This window comes from Lactobacillus sp. M44, assembly GCF_058130005.1.
This window is the reverse complement of sequence record NZ_CM176707.1, coordinates 896,968-922,982: the sequence shown is the minus strand read 5'-3', so window position 1 is coordinate 922,982 and position 26,015 is coordinate 896,968. Positions and strand designations below refer to the sequence as shown.

At 35.0% G+C, this 26,015-nt stretch carries 20 protein-coding genes, 4 tRNA genes, 3 rRNA genes and 1 riboswitch; of the genes, 9 read left to right on the top strand and 18 right to left on the bottom strand.

Annotated elements, in window-relative coordinates; all coding sequences use genetic code 11:
- Window positions 1–222 precede the first annotated feature (222 nt).
- The gene (locus AC38BG_RS04575; RefSeq protein ID WP_489936686.1) at window positions 223–858 is read left to right on the top strand and encodes a phosphatase PAP2 family protein; all 636 of its coding nucleotides are present in this window, start codon (window positions 223–225) and stop codon (window positions 856–858) included.
- Here AC38BG_RS04575 and AC38BG_RS04570 read toward each other — a convergent pair.
- The 9 genes from AC38BG_RS04570 to AC38BG_RS04530 form a co-directional block, all read right to left on the bottom strand.
- Window positions 852–2,315 carry an MDR family MFS transporter gene (locus tag AC38BG_RS04570; RefSeq protein WP_489936685.1) on the bottom strand — a complete coding sequence of 488 codons (1,464 nt, stop codon included), beginning with the start codon at window positions 2,313–2,315 and terminating at the stop codon, window positions 852–854. The genes AC38BG_RS04575 and AC38BG_RS04570 overlap by 7 nt on opposite strands.
- Entirely contained in the window at window positions 2,308–3,519 is a 1,212-nt protein-coding gene (gene metK, locus AC38BG_RS04565; RefSeq protein ID WP_489936684.1) for a methionine adenosyltransferase, read from the bottom strand. Before metK ends, AC38BG_RS04570 begins: the two co-directional genes overlap by 8 nt.
- Window positions 3,517–3,588: riboswitch (SMK box riboswitch) on the bottom strand. It overlaps the preceding gene by 3 nt.
- A gap of 48 nt (window positions 3,589–3,636) precedes the next feature.
- Window positions 3,637–3,709, bottom strand: a tRNA-Val gene (locus tag AC38BG_RS04560).
- 5 nt (window positions 3,710–3,714) lie between these two features.
- Window positions 3,715–3,786 (bottom strand) — tRNA-Glu (locus tag AC38BG_RS04555).
- Window positions 3,787–3,940: 154 nt separating this feature from the next.
- Window positions 3,941–4,031: transfer RNA gene (locus tag AC38BG_RS04550), tRNA-Ser, on the bottom strand.
- Between the two features lie 14 nt (window positions 4,032–4,045).
- Window positions 4,046–4,118, bottom strand: a tRNA-Asn gene (locus AC38BG_RS04545).
- Window positions 4,119–4,131: 13 nt separating this feature from the next.
- Window positions 4,132–4,248: ribosomal RNA gene (rrf, locus tag AC38BG_RS04540) — 5S ribosomal RNA — on the bottom strand.
- A 67-nt stretch (window positions 4,249–4,315) separates the two neighbouring features.
- Window positions 4,316–7,229 (bottom strand): 23S ribosomal RNA (locus AC38BG_RS04535).
- Between the two features lie 207 nt (window positions 7,230–7,436).
- Window positions 7,437–9,000, bottom strand: a 16S ribosomal RNA gene (locus tag AC38BG_RS04530).
- The 16S, 23S and 5S rRNA genes sit together here with 4 tRNA genes alongside, the layout of an rRNA operon.
- Window positions 9,001–9,505: 505 nt before the next feature.
- Between AC38BG_RS04530 and AC38BG_RS04525 the strand changes: the two genes are divergently transcribed.
- The 3 genes from AC38BG_RS04525 to AC38BG_RS04515 are packed head-to-tail and all read left to right on the top strand — an operon-like array spanning window position 9,506 to window position 11,641.
- Window positions 9,506–10,438 (top strand): NAD(P)/FAD-dependent oxidoreductase, encoded by a 933-nt coding sequence (locus tag AC38BG_RS04525; protein WP_489937839.1) that lies wholly within the window; start codon window positions 9,506–9,508, stop codon window positions 10,436–10,438.
- Window positions 10,439–10,453: 15 nt separating this feature from the next.
- Window positions 10,454–10,987 carry a phosphatidylglycerophosphatase A family protein gene (locus AC38BG_RS04520; RefSeq protein WP_489936683.1) on the top strand — a complete coding sequence of 178 codons (534 nt, stop codon included), beginning with the start codon at window positions 10,454–10,456 and terminating at the stop codon, window positions 10,985–10,987.
- Window positions 10,988–10,990: 3 nt separating this feature from the next.
- Window positions 10,991–11,641, top strand: a complete 651-nt coding sequence (locus AC38BG_RS04515; protein ID WP_489936682.1) for a VTT domain-containing protein — start codon at window positions 10,991–10,993, stop codon at window positions 11,639–11,641.
- 10 nt (window positions 11,642–11,651) lie between these two features.
- Here AC38BG_RS04515 and AC38BG_RS04510 read toward each other — a convergent pair whose 3' ends face one another.
- The 5 genes from AC38BG_RS04510 to AC38BG_RS04490 are packed head-to-tail and all read right to left on the bottom strand — an operon-like array spanning window position 11,652 to window position 15,284.
- Window positions 11,652–12,257 carry a TIGR01906 family membrane protein gene (locus AC38BG_RS04510; RefSeq protein ID WP_489936681.1) on the bottom strand — a complete coding sequence of 202 codons (606 nt, stop codon included), beginning with the start codon at window positions 12,255–12,257 and terminating at the stop codon, window positions 11,652–11,654.
- Window positions 12,254–13,024, bottom strand: a complete 771-nt coding sequence (locus AC38BG_RS04505) for a TIGR01457 family HAD-type hydrolase (RefSeq protein ID WP_489936680.1) — start codon at window positions 13,022–13,024, stop codon at window positions 12,254–12,256. The genes AC38BG_RS04510 and AC38BG_RS04505 overlap by 4 nt, the downstream gene beginning before the upstream one ends.
- 4 nt (window positions 13,025–13,028) lie before the next feature.
- Complete coding sequence (locus AC38BG_RS04500; RefSeq protein ID WP_489936679.1) at window positions 13,029–13,574, bottom strand: YutD family protein; 546 nt, start codon at window positions 13,572–13,574, stop codon at window positions 13,029–13,031.
- Complete coding sequence (locus AC38BG_RS04495) at window positions 13,558–14,949, bottom strand: bifunctional metallophosphatase/5'-nucleotidase (protein ID WP_489936678.1); 1,392 nt, start codon at window positions 14,947–14,949, stop codon at window positions 13,558–13,560. The genes AC38BG_RS04500 and AC38BG_RS04495 overlap by 17 nt, the downstream gene beginning before the upstream one ends.
- A 14-nt stretch (window positions 14,950–14,963) precedes the next feature.
- Window positions 14,964–15,284, bottom strand: coding sequence for a hypothetical protein (locus AC38BG_RS04490; protein WP_489936677.1), 321 nt, complete (start codon window positions 15,282–15,284; stop codon window positions 14,964–14,966).
- Between the two features lie 97 nt (window positions 15,285–15,381).
- On the opposite strand from AC38BG_RS04490, the gene AC38BG_RS04485 reads away from it, so the two are divergent.
- Together AC38BG_RS04485 and pepV are read left to right on the top strand one after the other, a co-directional pair.
- Window positions 15,382–16,770, top strand: coding sequence for a glycerophosphodiester phosphodiesterase (locus AC38BG_RS04485; protein ID WP_489936676.1), 1,389 nt, complete (start codon window positions 15,382–15,384; stop codon window positions 16,768–16,770).
- A gap of 49 nt (window positions 16,771–16,819) precedes the next feature.
- Window positions 16,820–18,241, top strand: coding sequence for a dipeptidase PepV (pepV, locus tag AC38BG_RS04480; protein WP_489936675.1), 1,422 nt, complete (start codon window positions 16,820–16,822; stop codon window positions 18,239–18,241).
- 41 nt (window positions 18,242–18,282) lie between these two features.
- Here the strand turns inward: pepV and AC38BG_RS04475 are convergent, their stop codons facing one another.
- Window positions 18,283–19,278: a substrate-binding domain-containing protein gene (locus tag AC38BG_RS04475; protein WP_489936674.1), complete on the bottom strand. Its 996-nt coding sequence runs from the start codon at window positions 19,276–19,278 to the stop codon at window positions 18,283–18,285.
- Window positions 19,279–19,432: 154 nt separating this feature from the next.
- On the opposite strand from AC38BG_RS04475, the gene AC38BG_RS04470 reads away from it, so the two are divergent.
- Window positions 19,433–20,542, top strand: a complete 1,110-nt coding sequence (locus tag AC38BG_RS04470; protein WP_489936673.1) for a M24 family metallopeptidase — start codon at window positions 19,433–19,435, stop codon at window positions 20,540–20,542.
- A 50-nt stretch (window positions 20,543–20,592) separates the two neighbouring features.
- On the opposite strand, the gene AC38BG_RS04465 is transcribed toward AC38BG_RS04470, so the two are convergent.
- The gene (locus tag AC38BG_RS04465; protein ID WP_489936672.1) at window positions 20,593–20,922 is read right to left on the bottom strand and encodes a DUF1269 domain-containing family protein; all 330 of its coding nucleotides are present in this window, start codon (window positions 20,920–20,922) and stop codon (window positions 20,593–20,595) included.
- 11 nt (window positions 20,923–20,933) lie between these two features.
- A complete protein-coding gene (locus AC38BG_RS04460; protein WP_489936671.1) occupies window positions 20,934–21,359 on the bottom strand; it encodes a DUF948 domain-containing protein in 426 nt (141 codons plus the stop codon).
- A gap of 118 nt (window positions 21,360–21,477) precedes the next feature.
- Here AC38BG_RS04460 and AC38BG_RS04455 point away from each other — a divergent pair, with 118 nt between their 5' ends.
- Both AC38BG_RS04455 and AC38BG_RS04450 read left to right on the top strand, forming a co-directional pair.
- On the top strand, window positions 21,478–22,323 hold the full coding sequence (locus AC38BG_RS04455) for a mechanosensitive ion channel family protein (protein ID WP_489936670.1): 846 nt from the start codon (window positions 21,478–21,480) through the stop codon (window positions 22,321–22,323).
- 76 nt (window positions 22,324–22,399) lie between these two features.
- Window positions 22,400–23,584: a class I SAM-dependent methyltransferase gene (locus tag AC38BG_RS04450; protein ID WP_489936669.1), complete on the top strand. Its 1,185-nt coding sequence runs from the start codon at window positions 22,400–22,402 to the stop codon at window positions 23,582–23,584.
- Window positions 23,585–23,833: 249 nt separating this feature from the next.
- Here the strand turns inward: AC38BG_RS04450 and AC38BG_RS04445 are convergent, their stop codons facing one another.
- Window positions 23,834–25,315 (bottom strand): gluconokinase, encoded by a 1,482-nt coding sequence (locus tag AC38BG_RS04445; RefSeq protein ID WP_489936668.1) that lies wholly within the window; start codon window positions 25,313–25,315, stop codon window positions 23,834–23,836.
- Window positions 25,316–26,015 lie beyond the last annotated feature (700 nt).

Sequence of the window (26,015 nt, the reverse complement as noted above, 5' to 3'; positions counted from 1 at the left end):
CTAAGTTTTGCAGAATTGCAACCCTCAAAGCATCCTATAGTGATGCTAAACTAGTTAGAGTTTGTTATAGGTAAGTTCAGACTTTTTAAGTTAGGTTCTTGCAGCATTATGAAACCTTCTCTAAAAACTTAAATAAATCTTACTACTCCTATCTCTAATTTCTTAATAAATTTATGTTTATAATTTACCACATAAGAACTGAAAGATAAAGATAAATATACTATGAACAAAGATAAGATAATAAAAATTTTACAATTAGTTGATATTTCTGCTCTGCTTATATTTTTAATTTGGATGACGTTAGTAATTAATCATACATTTCTTATTCAAAAGTTTGATTCAACATTTATTACTATTATTACTAATAAAAATATTGCAGAAATAGCTTTTTTCAGACAATTCACTAGACTAGCTAATACTAATACTACAATTGCACTATCAATCATCTTGACATTAATTTTGTTAATTTTCAAAAAATATTGGTTTACATTATTTACCGTGTTGTCTATGGCTAGTGCTAACTGGTGCAATGATTTGATAAAAATCCTAGTTAAAAGACCACGTCCTAGTGTTCCCCATCTAGTTTATGCAGAAGGTTATTCATTTCCATCTGGACACTCGGTTGGTAGTATGTCAATGGCGTTAGTTTTAAGCGTGATTATTTATTTGTTAGTCAAAAATAGGCCAATAAGATGGGCTTTAATCATTATTTTGGCGTTAAATACAATCTTAATTGGAATTAGTCGAATTTATTTGCATGTTCATTATCCTTCAGATGTTTTAGGAGGATTTTTAGAAGGTATATTTTTTATAATATTTTGGTATTTGATACTACATAAAAAGCTTGATCGCTATTGATCAAGCTTTTTTGCTTTATATGTATAGTTAATAATGAACGACAAAATTATAGCAACTAGTGATACAACATAAATTGATTGCAATGCAGAATGTAATACTTGTCTTAATCCTGGAACTAATGCACTAGGTAATTTATGTAAGTTCTGGCTATTAACGATTTTATTCATCATGTTTTCAGTTAATTTAGGATTAGCTTTTAAACCTTTTGCAACAGACATATTAAATACAATACCAAAAATTGAAACTAACATTGTTTGCCCCAAATATTTCATCAAGGTATTAAATGAAGTAGCAACCCCAATATTATTTTTACTTACAACAATTTGGCTTCTGATCTGCGCTGATGTGATAATCGTTCCAAATCCAGCTCCGTTCACCGCAGCGATCACACAAAATACCCAAAATGGAGTATATATAGGAACTGCTAGCAATGCAATATCAGCAAGTAAAAGCAATATAAGTGAACTTGTTATAACTTTTTGAATACCATATCTTGTTAAAATGGTACCCACCAAAAATGAACCTGCAATCCACATCAATGAACTTGGCGTTACAGCGAATCCTGCAAGCGAAGGACTTGCCCCGTTAATGCCTTGCATCCAAGTTGGTAAGTAAAATTCAAATCCAATTACTACACCAAAAACTAATAGAGTAATCGCATTTTCAGCAATAAATTCATGATCTTTCAACATATCTAATGGCAAAATTGGGTCATCAACATGATGCTCAACCTTTATGAAGAGATAGAAGCTAACTATTATTAAAAAAATCAACGAAAGATCAATCGCAATATTTCCACCAATATTTTGCAGCAAGACCATTAATGACACTAAAAAGACAACTAATAAAACAGTTCCTTTTAAGTCTAATTTTGAAGGTTTGCGTTTTCTTGGTTCAACTAGCCAAAATAAAATCATTATAGCAGCTAATATTCCAATAGGAACATTTAAATAAAATACCCAATGCCAGGACAATTTTTGGACGATAAAACCACCTAATAACGGCGCAATGATTGACGCAACACCCCAAAAGCTGTTGTTTAATCCCAACATTTTTGATCTTTTGTCAAGGGTATATAAATCCGCCAACACAGTAATTGCGACTGGTTGAATTGCACCTGATCCTAATCCTTGAATGACTCTGAAAATAATCAATTGTAACATATTTTGAGATAATCCACATAAAGATGATCCAACTACAAAAATTATTATTCCAAATAAAAATACTGGCTTGCGACCCCAACTATCAGCTAATTTTCCATAAATTGGTGTCGAAACTGCTGTCATCAATAAAAATGCAGATACAACCCAGCTCATTATATCTAATCCATTCAAATCAGATATAATTGTCGGCATTGCAGTTGACACAATCGTTCCTTCAATTGCTGTCATAAATGTAGTCATAAAAATGGCCAGTGTTACCACTGACACATTAGTTTTCTTTAATTTTTTATTCATCTTGTCCCTTAACTTTGGCAACATAATCTAATAATTGCTCAACCTTATCGGTTTTTTCCCAAGGTAAATCAATATCAGCTCTGCCAAAATGTCCATAAGCTGCCGTTTGACGATAAATTGGTCGTCTTAAATCCAGCATCTTAATAATTCCCGCAGGACGTAAATCAAAAATTTGTCTTACAGCTTTCACTAATAATTCATCGCTCACCACACCAGTATTATCAGTATCGATCATAATTGACACTGGATGCGCAACACCAATTGCATAAGCTAATTGTACCTCGCAACGATATGCTAAGTTAGCAGCTACAATATTTTTAGCAATATAGCGTGCTGCATAGCTTGCGCTACGATCAACTTTTGTAGGATCTTTACCTGAAAATGCACCACCACCATGACGTGCATAACCACCATAAGTATCCACAATTATTTTACGTCCTGTTAGACCAGAATCTCCTTTAGGACCTCCAATAACAAAACGTCCAGATGGATTAATTAAAATCTTAGTTTTATCATCCAAATATTTTGAAGGTATAATTTCTTTAATTACCAAATCAATCATTGCACGACGAATTTCCTCATTTGATACATCTGCGTCAGTTTGTGTTGAAATCACAACGGTATCAACTCTCTTTGGTTTTCCCTTTTCATCATATTCAACAGTTACTTGAGCTTTTGCATCTGGACGTAGCCAAGATAATGTACCATCTTTGCGCAATTTAGCAACTCGTCGCATTAATGCATGAGCTAATGCAATTGGTAAAGGCATCAATTCAGGTGTTTCTTTGATCGCAAAACCAAACATTAATCCTTGATCACCAGCACCAATTTTATCCAATTGATCTTGGTCTTTTTGATCATCACGAACTTCAAGTGAATTATCAACACCTGCAGCAATATCTTGTGATTGTTCATCAATATCAACTAAAACAGCACAATTATTACCATCAAAACCAAGTTCTGGTCGATCATAGCCGATATCTAAAATTGTCTTTCTAACAACCTTTTGAATGTCAACATATGCAGAAGTAGATATTTCGCCAAAGACAAATACCATACCAGTAGTAACAATAGTCTCACATGCTACTCGACCATTTGGATCTTTTGCCAAAATAGCATCTAAAATTGCATCAGATATTTGATCAGCAACTTTATCTGGATGCCCTTCTGATACTGATTCAGAAGTAAATAAACGTTTTTCCATATTAGTCCCCCTAGACGGTTACAAGGCATCTTCGAATTATCGAATCCTTTCGGAACAGCCATAAATAATTTAAATATTAACAAAAAAGACTACCATCACTGGTAGTCTTCTATGTTATGGAGGATACAGGGCTCGAACCTGTGACCTCCTGCTTGTAAGGCAGATGCTCTCCCAGCTGAGCTAATCCTCCAAAAGTGACCCGTACGAGATTTGAACTCATGTTACCGCCGTGAAAGGGCGGTGTCTTAACCACTTGACCAACGGGTCATAATACGTTTAACGACAATAATTAGTTTACCTAAAAGGATTTTTAGTGTCAACACTTTTTTAAACTTTTTATTATCACCTGATATGAAAACCTAGAGCATTATATAAAATGAAAAACCACTAAGCACGTAACACTTAATTGCATATCACATAGCGGAATGTGAGAGATTTGAACTCTCGATACAGGTATAAGCCCATATACATGATTTCCAATCATGCTCCTTAAGCCACTCGGACAACATTCCATAATATATAATAACTCCGGTTGCCAGGTTCGAACTGACGACATCTTGATTAACAGTCAAGCGCTCTACCAGCTGAGCTAAACCGGATTATTAAAAAAAAGCACGGCAGCTACCTACCCTCGCAGGCAGTTTCCCACCAACTACTCTCGGCGTTAAGAAGCTTTACTTCCGTGTTCGGCATGGTTACGGGTGTTTCCTTCTTGCTAGCGCCACCGCACTTTTCTTCCTCTTTTTGAGCTCTTACACTCAAAACTGAATAACAACTTCCTTACCTTACAATCTCTTTGGTCAAGTTCTCGACTGATTAGTACTGGTCTGCTCCAGATATCACTATCCTTCCACTTCCAGCCTATCTACCTCTTAGTCTTAGAGGTGTCTTATTGCTTTACACAAAGGAAATCTCATCTCGAGGGGGGCTTCGCACTTAGATGCTTTCAGCGCTTATCCCGTCCACACTTAGCTACCCAGCGGTGCCATTGGCATGACAACTGGTACACCAGCGGTGTGTCCATCCCGGTCCTCTCGTACTAAGGACAGCTCCTCTCAAATTTCCTACGCCCACGACGGATAGGGACCGAACTGTCTCACGACGTTCTGAACCCAGCTCGCGTGCCGCTTTAATGGGCGAACAGCCCAACCCTTGGGACCGACTTCAGCCCCAGGATGCGACGAGCCGACATCGAGGTGCCAAACCTCCCCGTCGATGTGAACTCTTGGGGGAGATAAGCCTGTTATCCCCAGGGTAGCTTTTATCCGTTGAGTGATGGCCTTTCCATGCAGTACCACCAGATCACTAAGCCCTAGTTTCCTACCTGCTCGAGTTGTCTCTCTCGCAGTCAAGCTCTCTTGTGCCTTTACACTCTATGAATGATTTCCAACCATTCTGAGAGAACCTTTGGGCGCCTCCGTTACTTTTTAGGAGGCGACCGCCCCAGTCAAACTGCCTGCCTGACACTGTCCCTGATTGCGATTTTCAACCTAGGTTAGGGCAACCGTAAAACAAGGGTAGTATCCCACCAGCGCCTCCAGCAAGACTAGCGTCCTGCTTTCTCTGGCTCCTACCTATCCTGTACATCTTTTACAGTTACCCAATATCAAGCTACAGTAAAGCTCCATGGGGTCTTTCCGTCCTGTCGCGGGTAACCCGCATCTTCACGGGTATTATAATTTCACCGAGTCTCTCGTTGAGACAGTGCCCAAATCATTACACCTTTCGTGCAGGTCGGAACTTACCCGACAAGGAATTTCGCTACCTTAGGACCGTTATAGTTACGGCCGCCGTTTACTGGGGCTTCAATTCGCGCCTTCGCTTGCGCTAAGCGTTCCTCTTAACCTTCCAGCACCGGGCAGGTGTCAGCTCCTATACGTCATCTTACGATTTTGCAGAAACCTGTGTTTTTGATAAACAGTTGCTTGGGCCTCTTCACTGCGGCTGATCTTTCGATCAGCGCCCCTTCTTCCGAAGTTACGGGGCTATTTTGCCGAGTTCCTTAACGAGAGTTCTCTCGCTCACCTGAGGATACTCTCCTCGACTACCTGTGTCGGTTTGCGGTACGGGTAATACCTCTCTTGCTAGAAGCTTTTCTTGGCAGTGTGACTACATAACCTTCGCTACTTTAATTTCGCTCCGCGTCACAGCTCAGACTTCCTAAAAATAAGCATTTTACTCATCTTTATCCTTACTGCTTGCACATGGATTCCAGCTCCATGCGTTACTTGCCTCCTGCGTCCCTCCATCGCTATTAACGATTAGTATTAGTACAGGAATCTCTACCTGTTATCCATCGGCTACGCTTCTCAGCCTTACCTTAGGCCCCGACTTACCCTGGGCGGACGAGCCTGCCCCAGGAAACCTTAGTCTTGCGGTGGACAGGATTCTCACCTGTCTTTCGCTACTCATACCGGCATTCTCACTTCTAATTGCTCCACCAGTCCTCTCGGTCTGACTTCTCCGCTATTAGAACGCTCTCCTACCACATACTTTTTCAAGTACATCCACAGTTTCGGTACTATGCTTAGCCCCGGTAAATTTTCGGCGCGGCGTCACTCGACTAGTGAGCTATTACGCACTCTTTGAATGATTGCTGCTTCTGAGCCAACGTCCTAGTTGTCTGCGCAACTCCACATCCTTTTCCACTTAGCATAGATTTTGGGACCTTAACTGGTGATCTGGGCTGTTTCCCTTTCGACTACGGATCTTATCACTCGCAGTCTGACTCCCGTGTATGGATATCTGGCATTCGTAGTTTATCTGGATTCAGTAACCCCTGACGGGCCCCTAGTCCAAACAGAGCTCTACCTCCATTATCCTTTCTCACGAGGCTAGCCCTAAAGCTATTTCGGAGAGAACCAGCTATCTCCAAGTTCGTTTGGAATTTCACCGCTACCCACACCTCATCCCCGCAATTTTTAACTTACGTGGGTTCGGCCCTCCAGCCAGTTTTACCTGGCCTTCAGCCTGGACATGGGTAGGTCACTTGGTTTCGGGTCTACGTCAACTAACTTATTGCGCCCTTTTCAGACTCGCTTTCGCTACGGCTCCGTCTTTTCTGACTTAACCTTGCTAATTAACGTAACTCGCCGGTTCATTCTACAAAAGGCACGCCATTACACTTTAATGTGCTTTGACTATTTGTAGGCACACGGTTTCAGGTTCTCTTTCACTCCCCTTCCGGGGTTCTTTTCACCTTTCCCTCACGGTACTGGTTCACTATCGGTCACTATCGAGTATTTAGCCTTACGAGATGGTCCTCGTCGCTTCAATCGGGATTCCTCGTGTCCCGACCTACTCAGGAGAATACTCACACTTCGCTTCGATTTCGACTACAGGGTTCTCACCTTCTTTGACTTACCTTCCCAGATAATTCGTCTATCTCTGCTCTTATGCTTTATCGTATTTCCTACAACCCCATAAAATAAATCCTATGGTTTAGGCTCTTTCCTGTTCGCTCGCCGCTACTAAGAAAATCGATCTTTCTTTCTCTTCCTGCAGCTACTTAGATGTTTCAGTTCACTGCGTCTCGCCTTTATCAGCTATGTATTCACTGATAAATAATGCATCTCTGCACTGGGTTCCCCCATTCGGATATCTCCGGGTCTTAGCTTACTTACTGCTCTCCGAAGCCTTTCGTGGTTCGTCACGTCCTTCTTCGCCTTATAGTGCCTAGGCATTCACCGTGCGCCCTTTTCTACTTGACCTAACTTTTTCGTTCGATCGCTCTCTATTTACGCTCTCGGTCTTTTCTCTTTGATTGTCTCGGTTTTTTTCGTTGTTATTCAGTTTTCAATGTACTAACTTGAGAGTTACTACTCTCAAAACTAAACAAAGTTTCTTTAGTGTGCTTCCTGGTCTTTGGATACTTCTCTTAGTATTGCTACTCTCCATATCCTTTGCCTTTTCCTTAGAAAGGAGGTGATCCAGCCGCAGGTTCTCCTACGGCTACCTTGTTACGACTTCACCCCAATCATCTGCCCCACCTTAGGCGGCTGATCCCTTGCGGTTATCTCACCGACTTTGGGTGTTGCAGACTCTCATGGTGTGACGGGCGGTGTGTACAAGGCCCGGGAACGTATTCACCGCGGCATGCTGATCCGCGATTACTAGCGATTCCAGCTTCGTGCAGGCGAGTTGCAGCCTGCAGTCCGAACTGAGAACAGCTTTCAGAGATCCGCTTACCTTCACAGGTTCGCTTCTCGTTGTACTGCCCATTGTAGCACGTGTGTAGCCCAGGTCATAAGGGGCATGATGACTTGACGTCGTCCCCGCCTTCCTCCGGTTTGTCACCGGCAGTCTCATTAGAGTGCCCAACTTAATGCTGGCAACTAATAATAAGGGTTGCGCTCGTTGCGGGACTTAACCCAACATCTCACGACACGAGCTGACGACAGCCATGCACCACCTGTCTTAGTGTCCCCGAAGGGAATGCCCAATCTCTTGGGTTTACACTAGATGTCAAGACCTGGTAAGGTTCTTCGCGTTGCTTCGAATTAAACCACATGCTCCACCGCTTGTGCGGGCCCCCGTCAATTCCTTTGAGTTTCAACCTTGCGGTCGTACTCCCCAGGCGGAGTGCTTAATGCGTTAGCTGCAGCACTGAAAGGTGGAAACCTTCCAACACTTAGCACTCATCGTTTACAGCATGGACTACCAGGGTATCTAATCCTGTTTGCTACCCATGCTTTCGAGCCTCAGCGTCAGTTGCAGACCAGAGAGCCGCCTTCGCCACTGGTGTTCTTCCATATATCTACGCATTCCACCGCTACACATGGAGTTCCACTCTCCTCTTCTGCACTCAAGATTGACAGTTTCCGATGCTATTCTTCGGTTGAGCCGAAGGCTTTCACATTAGACTTATCAATCCGCCTGCGCTCGCTTTACGCCCAATAAATCCGGACAACGCTTGCCACCTACGTATTACCGCGGCTGCTGGCACGTAGTTAGCCGTGACTTTCTGGTTGATTACCGTCAAGTCAAGGGCAGTTACTCCCCTGACCTTTCTTCACCAACAACAGAGCTTTACGATCCGAAAACCTTCTTCACTCACGCGGCGTTGCTCCATCAGACTTGCGTCCATTGTGGAAGATTCCCTACTGCTGCCTCCCGTAGGAGTTTGGGCCGTGTCTCAGTCCCAATGTGGCCGATCAGTCTCTCAACTCGGCTATGCATCATCGCCTTGGTAAGCCGTTACCTTACCAACTAGCTAATGCTCCGCAGGTCCATCCTTTAGCGACAGCTTACGCCGCCTTTTAAGCTTCAATCATGCGATTAAAGCTTTTATCCGGTATTAGCTTCTGTTTCCAAAAGGTATCCCAGACTGAAGGGCAGGTTACCCACGTGTTACTCACCCATCCGCCGCTCGCCTGTATCTATTTCCATTCCGAAGAACTTCTATAGGCAGGCTCGCTCGACTTGCATGTATTAGGCACGCCGCCAGCGTTCGTCCTGAGCCAGGATCAAACTCTCAATTTTAAAAGTTTGAGCTTTTTAGCTCTAGATTTTTTTGATTTGTTTATCTCAAATTTATTGCTTGCGAAATTGACTTCGCTTATTTGTTTTGGGTTCTTACACCCGCACACTATTTAGCGAAACTTTGTTCAGTTTTCAAAGTACTAACTTGCTTTGTAAAAAGCCTTTATTAGTTTATCATAACTCGTTCTTTCTTGTCAAGAACTTTTTGATAAATCTTTTGCGCCGCTCAGCCTTTCAACTGACGACATCTAAATATATTACTAGCTTTGTTTCTCTTTGTCAAGAACTTTATTCTTTATTTTTTAACTTCTTGTTCAAGGCTTTTAAGCTTCTTGTTTTATATCTTGGATATCGTTTTTTGCGACTTAAATAATATATCATTTATCTTGCTTGTTTGGCTAGTCTTTTGCATAAATTTTTTGCAAAAAACTTTTTTATGATAAAGTTAAGCTACACTTACAATATTTTTTAGGAGGTATTTTCTATTAAAACTTACGACTTAGCAATCATTGGCGCGGGGCCTGTTGGAATATTTGCAGGATATTTTGCCAATTTGCATAATTTAAAAACAATTATTTTTGAATCTTTAGATGAAGTTGGTGGACAAGCTAGTCATTTATATCCTATTAAAGAAATTCATGATATTCCCTTGTTCAAATCAATTTTAGCAAAAGACTTCATTAGACAACTTACGAATAATCTTCCAACTGAAGTTAATATTAGAACTAATCACAAAGTTCAAACAATTATTAAACAAAATGATCTTTTCTTGATTGATGATAACTATTTGGTCAAAAGTGTAATTATTGCAACAGGTAATGGAGCTTTTACTCCTAAAAAATTACCATTAAAATTTGCACCTGAAATAAATAATTTGGTATATTATTCACTCCAAGATTTAACTAGCTTCAAAAATCAAAATGTTGCAGTATTTGGTGGAGGGGATTCTGCTCTTGATTGGGCAATTGAGCTTGCTAAAGTAGCTAAAGTGGCTATAATTCACCGTCGCAAAGAATTTAGAGGGTTAGATAGCAGCGTTAAAAAATTAAAAAACTTAAAAAATGTAGAATTTTTAACTCCATACCTTCCAAAAGATATCAAAATGCATGATAATCAATTATTGTTAACTTTAAAAAAAGTTGGTGATAAACAAATCATTAATAAAACTTTTGATAAAGCGGTAGTAGCATATGGTTTTAGAGCTAATAATAATTTTGTAAAGCAATGGGGTATTGAATTAGAAAATAAATTAATTACAGTCGATCATAAAATGCAAACCAATATAGATGGAATTTATGCAATTGGTGATAGTGCAACATATTTGGGACGAGTTCCATTAATTGCATTAGGATTTGGTGAAGCTCAGATTGCAGTAACTCAAATTATGCAAAATTTATTTCCATCAAAAAGTTTAACCATTCATTCAACTAGTATTTAGAAAGGATTTTTACCAGTGAAAGAAATTCAAGAACATTTTTATAACTATATAATTGGCTTATTGAAAGAGCGTGGAGTTGAATTATCAGATATTGAAGATTTAGTTTATTTTTTACAAAAAGACTATATTAAACCATTGACTCATGAAATGATGCAAGAAAGTATTGTCAAAGTTTTGCAAAAGCGTGAAGTTCAAAATTCAATCATGACAGGAATTCAATTAGACGTATTAGCTGAAAAAAAACAATTATCTGAACCACTCCAATCAATTATGGAACGTGATGAACCACTATATGGTTGCGATGAAGTTTTAACTTTTTCAATTACTAACTTATATGGTTCAATTGGGTTTACTAATTTTGGATATTTAGACAAAATCAAGCCTGGAATATTGGGAGTTTTAAATGATCGATCAACTGGTAAGGTCAATGTGTTCTTAGATGACTTAGTTGGTGCAGTTGCAGCGGCCGCAGCAAGTAGATTAGCTCATACTCAAATGAATTTAGAAGATGACAGTGTTTATACTTCAAAAAGCACAAATAAGGAGTAACATATGCCACTAATTGACTTTATTTTACATATTGATCGTCATTTAATTACAATCGTCAATCAATTTGGTAATTGGACTTATGTGATTTTATTTGCAGTAATTTTTATTGAAACCGGTTTAGTGATTTTTCCATTTTTACCAGGTGATTCATTAATTTTCGCTATTAGTGCAATGGCTGCTAATCCAAAATATGGAATTAATATTTGGTTAAGCTTTTTTATTGTTACTATTGCCGCAATAATTGGTGATAGTGTTAACTATGAAATTGGGAGCTGGTCTGAAAAACATGGTGCTAAACATCCCTGGTTTAACAAACTAATTAATAAAGACAAACGTTACGCCGCCCAGAAGTTTTTTGAACGACATGGTGGTAAAACTATTGTAATTGGTAGATTTATCCCAATTATTCGTACTTTTGTCCCCTTTGTTTCAGGCGCTAGTAAAATGCATTATGGAACATTTATTACATATAATGTAATTGGTGGAGTATTATGGACTGGTTTATTTACATCAATAGGTTACTTTTTTGGTAATATTCCCTTTGTTAAGACCCATTTTTCACTGATAGTGATTGGCATCATCATTATTTCAGTATTGCCAGTATTAATAATGTGGCTACGCAAAAAGCTTGTATTAAAAAAAGGATTTCATTAAGGTGAAATCCTTATTTTTTTAACAAAAATTGAGCAAAATATAATTCATAAATGATCCCAGCAATAGCAAAACATCCAGCAAAAAAGCCTTCCGTTAAAATGTTGATCACTGGATCTGTCAATGGATTAAACAACCAGTTATTGTTGTTGAATAATAAATGATGAAATACTACAAAGAAGCTATCAAAATTTGTCATCGCAAAGGGCAAAATTGCTACTGGTAAAATCATAAAAATTAAGGCACCAGCCTTGGACAAATAAATAATACTGGGAGCTTTTTTATATTTTTCATATCCTATAATGACTAACTGAATGACAAATACTGTTAATGCAAGTTGAAATAATAATTTACATTCATAAAAATGTTCTGCAGCATCAGGCGAAGTTGGAAAATTAGTCATTTGCAATTTTCGTTTAAAGGGCCAAATCAAATACCACAATAACTGCCAGTAATTTGACATAACGGTTGAAATTGATAAGTTTACAATTTGATTAGTTTTTTGAACAATTACAAATAAATACAAGAGTGGATAACTTAGTAATAGCGTCCCTATTACGCTATTACTAAGACCAAAGATGCCTGTTATAACAAATGATTTTAATGAAAATTTTTTCATACTATAAACTCATCCAAACTATCAACTTCATATGTTGGTGGCGTTTTGCCAATCATTTCACTTTTTTTAGTAACACCCGTATATACTAACAAGGTATCTACATCGCTATTAATTCCAGCTTTTATATCAGTATCATAATTATCCCCGACTATCAGAGCAGTTTTAGGGTCGATATTAAATTTTTGCAGTGCCATATCAACAATTATTCGCTCAGGCTTACCAATATATAAAGGCTTTTTTCTAGTTGCTGCAGCTAACATTGTACAAACTGACCCATTTCCAGGAAGAAGCTCTGAGCCAGAAGGCAAGTTTAGATCAGCGTTAGTACCTATAAAAGTTGCTCCATTATAAATTGCTTTAGTTGCAACTCGTAATTTATGATAAGTTAAATCAGTATCCATACCTACAATCACATAATTAGGATTTATTTCATTAACAAAAAATTGCGGATGAGACATAATTTCAGACCATAATCCAATTTCTCCAATAATATAAACACCAATTTTTGTAGATTTATTATTTTTCAAAATATAACTAGCTGTCGCAATACTTGGAGTGTAAATATGATTAATATCAGTAGTCACACCATGTTTTTTCAACTTATCAACAACCATTTGTGGTGTTCTGGTAGTATTATTTGTCAAAAACAAGTACTTTTTGTTTGCTTGCTCTAATCTTTTAACAAACCTAACACCAGCTTCGATGGTTTGTTTTCCTCGATAAATAGTTCCATCTAAATCAATCAGGAAAGTTTGGTAGTCTTTCACTTGCTTAATTCTCTCTTTTCTTTATGATAAATGCATGTTTATTGCGCTTTACAGCATATGATTTACTAAATTTAGTTTTATGTATCTTTTTTTGATGATACTTATTTTTATTTCTACGTGACTTGTTTATATGAAATTTTGGTTTAGGATGCCAAAAATATTCATCTTCATCCATATCATTTGAATGAGCTTTGCTAACTCGCTCCAAAATAAAATAAGGTATCCCGGGATTACAATATTCAGTTAAATAATCTACAATAGTTAAAGCTTTTTTGTCAATTGCATATCGACTAGCTTTTTCATAAAACCCCTTTAGTCGCAAATGTTCACTTGAAACATCCCCCACAATATAATCATATTGATCTAAATAAGGATCATATTTATTTTTTAACATTTCTAAATCAAGTGCATCTCGTACATTTGCAACAATATGATACATTTGTCCATTAATTTCTAAATTTTGACCAAATAAAGCAACCTCTGCCAGTTCATGACGCAAGGGCTGCTGTTCATTATCTATATCATATTTTGTTTTATTTATTTCTGTCACCAAGTTCACCTCTTTTAATAGGATATTTTTTTGCTAAATATTTTCCTACAACTTCTCTTAAAAACTGTGGAAATAAAAATTCATTTTCTCCTGCAATAGCTAAGGTTGGGAAAAATGGTACTAAAACATAATGATCTAAGACTGCAATTTCATACTCTAAATTTGGATTGATTTCTTGACCATTTACATAAACTAATCGATGCACTAGATCTACTTTGATTCCTTTGTAGTGCATCTGACCAAATACCTTTCCTCTAAAACTCATCCCTTTTAGTGGAAACTTATCTAAATAATGACGGTTTTTTTCAATTTCCATAACTAATCGCCATAAATCACTACCCTTTAGTGTCGATTTAACAACATGCATTGGATGAGGCAACGAATTTTGCAAATCAAATTCTGTCAAAATCCCTTTTTTAAATGGAGTCAAAAATAAGCCTGAACTAAGCATAGCAATCTTAGTACCAGCAAAATCAGCTATTGCATTCAAAGATGCGGCAATTGCTAGATCTTTATTATGAGCAAATTTCTCTGGTAAATCAGCTATTTTCTCTTTTTCTAGCATTTGTTTACCTAACTCAAAATAGCTGTGAATCAACTCTCGATCATTTGGTAATTCGGTCATTTTACTAGTTGAATGAGTTGTTGGCACAATTGAAGTTATTTTGTGTTGATCATCTAACTTCATTGTAACATCACCAACATGCTCTCCCCACTTACCGGTTTGGACAATCCAAGTTCTATTTACTTTTTTGCCTTCTGGTAAATAATCATGACTGTGCCCTCCAATAATCAAATCAAATTCAGGATAAGTGCGAGCAAGCCATTCATCTAGTTTTAAACCAATATGAGTGATTGCAAATAAAACATCATAGTGTCCTTTTAATCTTTGCAAAATATCTGGCAATACTGCAGATAACATCTTAACATGCCAATGATTAGGTCCATAAGTCATTGGATATGGTGCTGTTAAACCAACAATTGCAATTTTAGTGCCCTTTTTAGTAGTTAAAATTTTATCTGAAACACACCATTTAGGCATAGTTTCATCTTCTTCACGCAAATTAGCCAAAATCACTGGAAATTGTGCATGATCAAACAAATGCTCCAAAACTTGATGTGAATTAGAAATTCCTTCATTATTACCAATGGTGATTGCATCATATTTAAAATCATTCATCAATCTAATATTAAAATGACCTTTAGTTGCATCAGTTAAAGGATGACTGCGATCCATAAAATCTCCAGCATCAAAAGTTAATACTTGGTCAACAGAGGAATCTGCTTGAGCAATTTTAAAAAAACGACCAATTTTGGGAAATTTTTCAAAATGTGAATGTAAATCATTAGTATGTAAAATACGCAATTCTTCCATAATTGTCCTTTCTTTTAACCAATTCGATTGGCTTCTAGGATCATATTATATGCATCTAAAATTTTGCCTTTTGGTTTTTCCCATTCAGTCCACTTAGTTAAATTAGTCAAAGTTGGTAATTCATAATTTTTATTTATGTATTTTTCATAAGTAATCAATGCTTTAGTTCGTGCAATATTAAGCTGCAAGATACGGACATTTTTAATCATCTTTTTATCAACAGCAAGTTCAGCAATTCCATTTTGATCAACATTTGAAATTTCATAATACTTGCTGCCGTCATTACGGGTTATTTCTTCAATCAAATCGAATTGTTCATAAGGGTGTTTTTCCAATGCAATATTCCTCAAATTGTTTTTTGTTAAAATTTAAAATTAAAAATAGAAAAATTAATTCAAGCGTGCTATTGTTAATGCAATAAGAGGTGCACACATGAAATTTAAAAGTCGCATAATTATAGCATTATTTTTCTGCTCAATTTTTGTATTAAATAGCGGCTTTTTGGTGATCGGTCATCGCGGATTTCCCACAAAATATCCAGAAGAAACTATTCAAAGCGATGATGCAGCATTTCAAGCTGGAGCTGATTATGTAGAACTAGATGTACGATTATCAAAAGATAATGTTTTAGTTATCTCTCATGATGATGACTTATCACAAGTTATTCATACATCTGCAATTGTATCACAAAACAATTTTACAAATCTTAATAGACTATCCTATTCAAATGGTGAACATGTAATAAGTTTAAATCAATTATTTGAACATTATCAAAATAATCCTAAAGCCAAGTTTTTAATTGAAACAAAAATTGATCATGGAGTTGATAAAACTGATCATTTAGAACGTATTCTAGTTAACAGTATTAAACAATACAATATGGAAGATAGAGTTATGATTCACTCATTTTCTGGAAAAAGTCTAGAATATCTAAATCAATTAGCTCCTAAAATTCCTAGAATATTTATCGTAGGATCTTTAAAACGAATTAATTTTGATATTTTGCAATATGTCAATGGAGTTAACGTATCAAATGATCTAATCAAAAAAGATCCATTTTTAGTTAATTGGATTCATGGAACAGGGAAAAAAATATATGTTTGGACAGAAATGGATGAAACTCCTTCTCTATGGAATTGGATAGTTAATAACCATATAGATGGTGTAGTTACTAATTTCCCAGATACCGGATATAAATATAAATTGGCAATGAGTGGTTCCAAAGAATATAAAGTTGATCGAGATGCATATTATTTAGGCAAAGACCAAATTACTGCAACTGTGAACCCATATAGAAATGTGAAATCTAAGTCTAAAATCAAGAATTTTGACCAAGTCCATGTTTCTAATGCCTATATTGTCAATAATCAAACTATTTATCAAATTGGGGATAAAAAATTTGTTCCAGCAAGCTTTATTAGTTTTGATTTAACACCTCAAGCAATTATGCCCTATGAGCATTTAAAAATTGAAGTCCCCAACACAAAATCTGTTTATATTTATTCACAACCATCTAATACGGAAAAGACGAATAAAATTTTCCCAAACAAAAAAGTCTCAATCTTGGGATTCTCTGGTTCACCAAAATCTCTTTGGATTAATACAAAATATGGTTGGATTCGCAGGCAAGATGTTTTATTCACTGGCCTAAATCCAAATAGTGTAGGATTTTGGTATTATAAAAAATTACCTGAAATGAACCGCTATGCTAACTTGCAACTGATAAATAATTTATACTTAAAAACCAATTACCCAATAAATTATTTTTATCAAAAACAAAATTTCTTACAAATTATCTCATATAAAGCGCTAAACAAATAATAGCGCTTTTATTTATGATAAAATTAGTAGTTAAGGGGGATTTTACACTATGGATATAGATTATAAAAAATTAGCACTAGCAAAAAAAGACGATATTTTACATGATTTAGGTGAATTGATTGCAATTGATTCATCTGAAGATCTTGATAATACTTCAAAAGAATATCCTGTTGGGCCAGGTCCAGTTAAAGCAATGAAAAAGTTTTTATCATTTGCTAAAAGGGATGGTTTTGAAACTAAAAATGTTGAAAACTATGCAGGTAGAATTGATTTTGGTACAGGTCATCGTCGTTTAGGCATTATTGGACATATGGATGTAGTTCCTGCAGGTGATGGCTGGAATACAGATCCATTTAAGATGACTATCAAAGATGGAAAAATTTATGGTCGTGGTTCAGCTGATGATAAAGGACCTTCTCTTGCAGCATATTATGGTATGTTGATTTTAAAAGAAAATGGTTATGAGCCAAAAAAGAAAATTGACTTCGTTGTGGGTACTAATGAAGAAACTAACTGGGTAGGTATTGACTATTACTTAAAACATGAACCAACACCTGAACAAGTTTTTTCACCAGATGCAGAATTTCCAATTATCAATGGTGAACAAGGTATTTTTACTTTGAAGTTAAGCTTTAGTGGCAAAGTAAACACAGGACGTGTAACTTTATTGAAATTTAAAGCAGGAATTGCTGAAAATGTTACTCCGCAAAAAGCTATTGCAAGAATTGCGGCTGATTATTTAGATAGAATCAAGTCAGACTTTGAAAAGTTCATTGCCGAAAATAACTTAACTGGTAAATTCACCATTAATGATAATGGCACTGCTGATATTGAACTAGTTGGTGTTGGAGCTCACGCTAGTGCACCTTCTGTTGGACGCAATGCAGCAACATTTTTAGGAGCATTTTTAGATAGATTTGACTTTGAAGGCAGAGATAAAACTTATTTGAACTTTATCGCCGATGTTGAGCATGAAGACTTTGATGGAACTAAATTAGGAATTAGTCATCATGATGATTTAATGGGCGATTTGTCTAGTGCACCAAGTATGTTTGATTATGATCCAGAAAATGATAAGGCAGAAATTTTGGATAATATTCGCTATCCTCAAGGAACTGACCCAGATAAAATGGTTGGTCAAGTAATGGCAAAATACAGTAGTATTTTAGAAGCATCATACAATAGTTTTGAAAAACCTCATTATGTGCCAGGAAATGATCCACTAGTAAAGACTTTATTGAAAGTATATGAACACCAAACAAACAAACGTGGTCATGAAGTAGTTATTGGTGGCGGAACCTATGGTAGATTATTTGAACATGGTGTAGCATTTGGAGCTCAACCAGAAGACGCACCAATGGTAATGCACCAAGCAAATGAATATATGAAAGTTGATGATTTAATTAATTCAATTGCTATTTATGCAGAAGCAATTTATGAACTAACCAAGTCAAAAGATATTGAAGATTAACTGTATCAAAAAAGGGATCGCACAGATCCCTTTTTTCTTTGCTATTTTGTAGTTCCTCGTTTGACAATTTGATATGGTAAAATCACATGTTCTTGTTCTAATTTTTCATCTGACATCATTTTAGTCAACATTCTCATAGCTACTGCACCAATATCATACAATGGTTGTTTGATACTAGTCATCGCAGGGCGCACTACTGAAACGATCTTCGTTGCACTAGAAGTAATTAATTCAAATTCATCTGGAACTTTTACGCCATTATCTAATGCCGCATTCAAGATCCCTGCTGCAGGCATATCTCTTGTAACTAAAATTCCATTGATACCCTCTTGCACTAATTGTGGATATAAATTATATCCATCTTCATAAGTAAAAATATTTCTATAAATATGCTCTTCTGGTAAACGAATACTTTTCATGAAATCTTTATACGCAGGAATTCGATTATCACGATTAATTGAAGCATCCCCTTCACCTACAACAAGCGCCAATTTTTCTTTGCCGTTATTATATAGTAAATCAAAAGCATCATGATCAGCTTTTTTATAATCAATTGTAACTGTAGGAAATTTCTTTCTTGAATCAACAGTTCCTGTTAATACAACTGGAGTATTTGTACGCTCAAATGCTTCAAAAGCTTCATTTGAAAGTCGATTAGACATGTAAATAACTCCATCAACTTGTTTGTTTAATAAGTTTTGGATTACTTCGTCTTCTTTTAACAATCTATTTTCTACACTGGATAATATAATATTATACTTATACAGCAATGCAATATCATCTATTCCTTTAGATAATTCAGAAAAGTATAAATTAGTTAAATCAGGTACGATTAATCCTACTGTTGTTGATCTTTTTGATGCTAAACCTTGTGCTACGGCATTGGGTTGATAATGCAGGCGCTTAATTACAGCCAATACTTTTTCACGGGTTTCTTTGCGAACATTGGAATTTCCGTTAACTACACGAGAGACCGTTGCCATTGACACCTGCGCCTCACGTGCTACATCATATATTGTTATTTCTTGTTTATGCATTTTTGTCTCCAATCTTCAGTGTAAAGCTCATATATAATTCATCATATCATTAAGATATAGCTAATGCAAGCGCTTACTATATATTTTCATAATTTATCATCTTTTTCAAAAATTTGATATACTTGCTTTAAACACAAGTAAAGGAGAAATTATTATGAATATAGATAAATTACAAAAATGGTTGCAAGACACTAATAATGATATTGCATTTATCTCTAATCCTATTTCAATTGCATATTTTACAGGTTATGAAATGGAACCACATGAAAGACAATTTGCATTACTTGTTTTCAAGGATGCCGCTCCATTCATTTTTGTTCCAGAATTAAATGTTGAAGAAGCTAAAGCTTCAACATGGAATGGTGATGTATATGGATATTTAGATCATCAAGATCCATGGAAAATAATTGCAAAACAAATAACCAAACGTACTAATGATACCAGAAAATGGGCAATTGAGAAAAACTTTTTATCTGTGGCAAAATTACAAGATTTAAAAGTTGCATTTCCTGATGCTACTTTTACTAATGACTTATCACCAGTTATTCAAAAATTGCGTTTGTATAAAACACCTGAAGAAGTTAAGAAATTGCAAGCTGCAGGTGCAGAAGCAGATTTTGCATTTAAAGTTGGCTTTGATGCAATTGCGACTGGAGTAACTGAACGCTATATTGCAGGTCAAATTGATTATCAGTTAAAATTGCAAAAAGGTGTCATGCATACAAGTTTTGAAACCATTGTTCAAGCAGGAAAAGATGCTGCTAATCCACATTTGGGACCGACAATGAATAAAGTTGAGCCAAATGAGTTAGTATTATTTGATTTAGGTACTATGCATGAAGGATATGCTTCTGACGCAAGTCGAACTGTTGCTTATGGAACCCCTACTGATTTAGAAAAAGAAATTTATGAAGTTGATAGACGCGCCCAACAAGCTGCAATTGATGCAGCAAAACCTGGAATTACTGCAAGTCAATTAGATGCAGTAGCTCGCGATATTATTGATAAGGCAGGTTTTGGTAAATACTTTATTCACCGACTAGGACATGGTATTGGCATGGATGTTCATGAATATCCATCCATTATGGAAGGTAATGATTTAGTAATTCAAGAAGGCATGTGCTTTTCAATTGAACCTGGTATCTATATTCCTGATGTCGCAGGTGTCAGAATTGAAGATTGTGGTGTGGTAACTTCACATGGATTTGAACCATTTACACATACTGACAAAGATTTAAAATATATACCATTACGTGAAAAATAATTTATTGCATGAAAAAACTGGTTCATATCATTTGAGCCAGTTTTTTTGATCTATTTTTCTGAATTTTCTAAATCATTTAATGCTTCTTCATCAGCACTTTTATTTTTGCCTAAGCTATCTTTTGTATCATCAATAACAATATCATCAAAATCTTTAATTTCTGAATCGTCATCTACATTTTTAGGGAATGATGATAATTGATTTTTAACAATTTCAGTACCATTATCATATTTTTGTTTCAAGTCTTGTAATGCATCATTATCAATCATTTTTTGCTTTAAATCTTCGACTTTTTCTTCTGGAAGCAAATATGCAGCAGCAACTAAACCCGCCGCTGCACCAACAATTGTGCCTAATACGAATGAACCTAATTTTTTCATAATTATTCTCCTTAATCTAATCCCTTACGTCTAGCTCTTCTTGCTAGTGTACTTACTAAAATTGATGATAGAATTCCTGTTTTTCTAAAAGGATTGTTTGCTAGATTTTCAACCATTTTTTTAGAAGATTTGTTCAAATCTGAAATACTTTCGCCTAAATCGGCTGCAGCTTGAACAACTGGATCTAATGTTTCAACTTTTCCATTGATATCTTCCATCAAGCTATTTGATTTTTCTAATAAATCATTACTTTGTTCAGTAATATCATTTACATTATCTAAAATTTTTCCTAATGAATCATTTACAATTGTCATTGTTTTATTGAGTTCTGTCATTGTTTTGGCCATTTTGCTCAATAAATGTCCCATATAAAATACAAGGATCAAAAATGCAATTGCAGCAATAAGACCAGCGATTGAACCATATGAAATTATCATAATCATACCTCCATTGTTAATCATCTAAAAAAAGTCTAGCATGAAAACGCCTAAGTAGCAATTTTAATATCATTTTTTGGTATGCTAATAATTAGTAAAAAAGTAAAGGAAATACACTATGAATAACCCAATTACAACAGAAACTAAAAATTGGACCATTAACTGGCAAAATATCTATACCCACCTATTCTCAGTAATCTGGCAAATTTTTATTACTAGTATAATTTTTTATCTAATTGGTCATTTTGGTAAAAAAATTATTAATCATTATTTCAATAAAAATCAAGATAAATTTACTAAGCGCAGTAAAACTATTGCTGAACTTATATCTAATATTTTTCAATATACTGTTTTATTCTTTTATTTATTTGGAGTTTTAAGCATTTTAGGATTGCCAGTTGGCACATTAATTGCCAGTGCTGGGATTTTTTCATTAGCTATAGGAATGGGAGCACAAGGTTTTGTCAGTGATTTGATCAATGGTTTTTTTATTTTGAGTGAAAATCAATTTAATGTTGGTGACTTCGTAAAAATTGGTTCAGATACTGGAACGGTCTTGCGCTTAGGAATTAGGACTACTGTCTTACAACATTCTGATAGATCACTAACTTATATTCCTAATCGAAATATTATCAATGTAACTAATATCACTCATGGAGGCTTTGGAATAAATATTGATTTATCTTTGCGTGCAACAAATAATTTGACTGAAATAAAAAAAGCCATCAAAAGAGCTAATGAAAATTTAAAAGATCATGAAATTTATTTAGGTAACCCACCTCAGATATATGGAATCATTGATCAAATGGGAGCTAATATTACTTATAGAATTCATTTGCAGGTTATAAAAGGAGATTCTATCAGAATAAAAAATGATTATTTAATAGCGTATATAGAGCAACTTCAAAAATATAATATTGTTTTTGGTCAAACTAATCCTAGCCAACTTGTGAATAACCAATAAAAAGGTATATAATTGTTTACTAATAGTTAGTAAAGCTACTACTAATCACAAACAGAACCGAGGATTATATATTTTTATGTTGGAAAAAACTTTTTATAAGCGACTATTAAGTCGGTCTTTCAATATACCGATAAAAATTATTTTTTGGGATGGATCTAAGGCCCAATATGGTGAAGGAGAACCCGAAGCAACAATAGTTTTTAATGAAAAAATTCCTATCAAAGAATTAACTCGTAATGCCTCTATTGCTTTGGGTGAAGCATATATGGACAAGCGATTAGAAATTTTAGGTGGTGAAAATGCGCCTCAAAAAGTAATTTATTCCGCTTACCAAAGTGCTGATAGTTTTATGCGTAATTCAAAATTACGTAAATTTATGCCAAAACAAAACCATGATGAAAAAGAAAGTAAAGAAGATATACAAAGCCACTATGATGTAGGTAATGATTTTTATAAAATCTGGCTTGATAAGACTATGACGTATTCATGTGCTTACTTTACTGAAAATAATCAAGATGATTTATACCAAGCACAATTAGATAAAGTGCACCATATTTTAAAGAAATTAAATCCTCAAAAAGGCAAAACCTTATTAGACATTGGCTGTGGTTGGGGAACATTAATGTTAACTGGAGCTCGTGAATATGGATTAAAAGTTACTGGTGTTACATTAAGTCAAGAACAATATAACTTTGTTCAAAATATTATTGATAAAGAAAACTTAAATGATGTAGCTGAAGTGAAACTGGTTGATTATCGCGAATTAGGTGATCAAAAGTGGGATTACATCACTTCTGTTGGTATGTTTGAACATGTTGGTAAAGAAAACCTAGGTCTTTATTTTAAAGATGTTGCAGGTTATCTAAATGACGATGGTGTTGCATTAATTCATGGAATCACTAGACAGCAAGGTGGGGCAACAAATGCTTGGCTTGATAAATATATTTTCCCAGGTGGTTATCTACCAGGATTACAAGAAATTGTTGGACATATTGAAGACGCTAAATTGCAAATTAGTGATGTAGAAATGTTGCGTCGTCATTATCAAAGAACCCTTGAAATCTGGGATAAAAACTTTAATAAACATCGCGAGCAAATTCAAGGGATGCTTGGAGAGCGCACTACTAGAATGTGGGATCTATATTTACAAGCATGTGCAGCCTCATTTGAATCTGGAAATATTGATGTAATTCAATACTTGCTTACTAAAGGTTCATCTGGTACTACCTTACCAATGACTCGTAATTATATTTATAAATAAATCTAAAAAAGCAGCTCGCTTCAATCTTGCAAGCTGCTTTTTGCATAGTTAAAAATTGATCATATTGAATTAAAGTAGTAATCATTTGATATTCTAATTTATCTGGATTATGCCACTTACATTCACCAACAATAGCTTGACTATCATCATAATTTACCGCATAAAGGACTTTTATACCCTAATACTTGATGTTGCATAAATGACATTGATGATCCGCATAGAATCAACATAATATTGTTATTTACTTTTTTATTTTTTTCGTAATTTATTTAAAGTCTTATATTCAGGATGCATTAGATCATTCATTTTATTAAAGACTTGACTGATTTTTTGGTAAGTATTCGCATTAGCACTTGGTTCATAGATTTGATAGTCGTTTAATGATGGTAAAACTTCCTGATAATCAGATATCATTCTCATGCTTTTCATCGCAACAATCACAGCTCCTAAGCAGCTTGATTGATATGAATTTGGAACTTTTATTTGCGTATTCAAAATATCTGATAATATTTGTTTCCAAACTTCAGATTTGGCAAAACCGCCACTTGCCATAACGATTTTGGATCCCACAATCGATTTATTGATAAGAGTTACGATATTTTTGATATTAAAAGTTATACCTTCTATTGTTGCTCTCAACAAATCAGCCTTAGTAGTTGTATTAGCTAAATTTAAAAATGAACCACTAGCTTCAGCATTCCATAATGGTGCTCTTTCTCCTCCTAAATAAGGCAAAAATATCAACCCATGTGCACCAGAGGGAGTTTTAGAAATTAATTTGTTTGCAATATCATATGATTTATTTGCAAACTGATTCACACTCCATTCAAATACAGCAGCTCCATTATTTGATGGACCACCTACTAGCCATGTGTTTGAATCAAAAGAATAACAAAATAATCTTTGTTTATGATCTAAAATTGGCTTATTTACCATAATTCTAACAGCTGCAGAAGTGCCAATAGTTATAGCAAATGTTTTTTTATTAATTGCTCCTATACCTAGATTAGCAAGCGCTCCATCAAAAGCACCATACACAAATGGAACATTATTTAAATGTAAATTTTGCCAAACTGGTAATAATTTATCCTCAGTAGTTGTGATATCAACTATTTTGGGTAATTGATTTTCTTTAATCGAGAGTAATTTTAAAATATCTGGATCCCAGTTTTGTGTTTGCAAGTTAACTAATCCCGTTGCAGATGCTACTGACAGATCTAATTTAAAAACTCCAAATAATTTCTTAAAAATATAAGATTTAATATCAGCAATATATGTATTTTTCAATAAATTGGGATGTGTTCGTTTAATCCATAACAACTTTGCTAAAGGAGACATTGGGTGAATTGGAGTACCAGTTTTTTCGTAAATTTGTTTGCCTAAAATAGACTGCTTTAATTTTTTAGCATCACTCCTAGCTCGCGTATCAGCCCAAGTAATAATTTTAGTTAGCGGTTGATAATTATGATCTAACAGTAATAAGCTTTGATTAGCGCTAGAAAAGCTAACAGCTGAAATCCTTATATTATGTGTATGTGCCCAATTTGAAGTTTTAGAAATTATTTTTAACACAGCCATAAAAAGCAACTTCGGATCTTGTTCTGCCATGCCACTTTGGTTGCGCACTAAAGGATAGCCTTGGTTAAATTCAACTTGAGGAATAAGTTGATCAGTATACAAAATTCCTTTAGTTGAAGTAGTCCCTATATCTATACCCAATATATATTTCATTGCATAACTCCTCATATTTAGTACTTTCGTAGATAAAATTACTAGTTAATTTTAACATTATGCAAGACAAAAAAGGCTTGAATAACAATCGTCATTCAACCCCTTTAAAACTATTTCAAGTATTTACGGATTTCTTCATCTGAGAAGTATTTGCCATATTGAACTTTCAATTGAGTAAAAATTTTATCTTTATCAATTCCAAGAGATTTTCATGATGTCAATAATCTTTTAAGCCCATTAAGCTGCTCTTGCTTGACCTCCCTTGTTCGATACCTTCATCTCGCACATCTTGTAGTTTCATTTCTAAGTTCATATAATTATTCCTTTTATTATATAAATTAAATCTGTGTTAATTGTTATTTTTGTTTGTCTATAGCTTCTTGCAACATTTGTAAATCATCAGTTGCTAATTTTAAAATAAAATTTTTAGCGGTTGAACGTTTATTTAAATATTGCTTACGTTGCTTATTATTTTCGCCCTATTTAAAATTAGCTTCTTTTCTAGCTTCTGTATATTTTGCCATTTTTTTCTCCATAAAAAGCATATCGTTATTGCTAAAATAGTTAACTCAAGAACCCACAATATTATTACCCGTGGTCTTAAATCTAAATCAAATCCAAAAATTATTCCTTTTATTTTCTTAATAGCTTTGTATTTTTTCATAGTGCTTGTTACCATTCGATCTGAATCTGAATACTT

Excerpts from the sequence above, each read along its gene's own strand:
- AC38BG_RS04575 (WP_489936686.1), top strand. The coding sequence starts at position 223 with ATGAACAAAGATAAGATAATAAAAATTTTACAATTAGTTGATATTTCT.
- AC38BG_RS04570 (WP_489936685.1), bottom strand. The coding sequence starts at position 2,315 with ATGAATAAAAAATTAAAGAAAACTAATGTGTCAGTGGTAACACTGGCC.
- metK (WP_489936684.1), bottom strand. The coding sequence starts at position 3,519 with ATGGAAAAACGTTTATTTACTTCTGAATCAGTATCAGAAGGGCATCCA.
- AC38BG_RS04515 (WP_489936682.1), top strand. The coding sequence starts at position 10,991 with ATGCCACTAATTGACTTTATTTTACATATTGATCGTCATTTAATTACA.
- AC38BG_RS04510 (WP_489936681.1), bottom strand. The coding sequence starts at position 12,257 with ATGAAAAAATTTTCATTAAAATCATTTGTTATAACAGGCATCTTTGGT.
- AC38BG_RS04495 (WP_489936678.1), bottom strand. The coding sequence starts at position 14,949 with ATGGAAGAATTGCGTATTTTACATACTAATGATTTACATTCACATTTT.
- AC38BG_RS04485 (WP_489936676.1), top strand. The coding sequence starts at position 15,382 with ATGAAATTTAAAAGTCGCATAATTATAGCATTATTTTTCTGCTCAATT.
- pepV (WP_489936675.1), top strand. The coding sequence starts at position 16,820 with ATGGATATAGATTATAAAAAATTAGCACTAGCAAAAAAAGACGATATT.
- AC38BG_RS04475 (WP_489936674.1), bottom strand. The coding sequence starts at position 19,278 with ATGCATAAACAAGAAATAACAATATATGATGTAGCACGTGAGGCGCAG.
- AC38BG_RS04470 (WP_489936673.1), top strand. The coding sequence starts at position 19,433 with ATGAATATAGATAAATTACAAAAATGGTTGCAAGACACTAATAATGAT.
- AC38BG_RS04465 (WP_489936672.1), bottom strand. The coding sequence starts at position 20,922 with ATGAAAAAATTAGGTTCATTCGTATTAGGCACAATTGTTGGTGCAGCG.
- AC38BG_RS04460 (WP_489936671.1), bottom strand. The coding sequence starts at position 21,359 with ATGATAATTTCATATGGTTCAATCGCTGGTCTTATTGCTGCAATTGCA.
- AC38BG_RS04455 (WP_489936670.1), top strand. The coding sequence starts at position 21,478 with ATGAATAACCCAATTACAACAGAAACTAAAAATTGGACCATTAACTGG.
- AC38BG_RS04450 (WP_489936669.1), top strand. The coding sequence starts at position 22,400 with ATGTTGGAAAAAACTTTTTATAAGCGACTATTAAGTCGGTCTTTCAAT.
- AC38BG_RS04445 (WP_489936668.1), bottom strand. The coding sequence starts at position 25,315 with ATGAAATATATATTGGGTATAGATATAGGGACTACTTCAACTAAAGGA.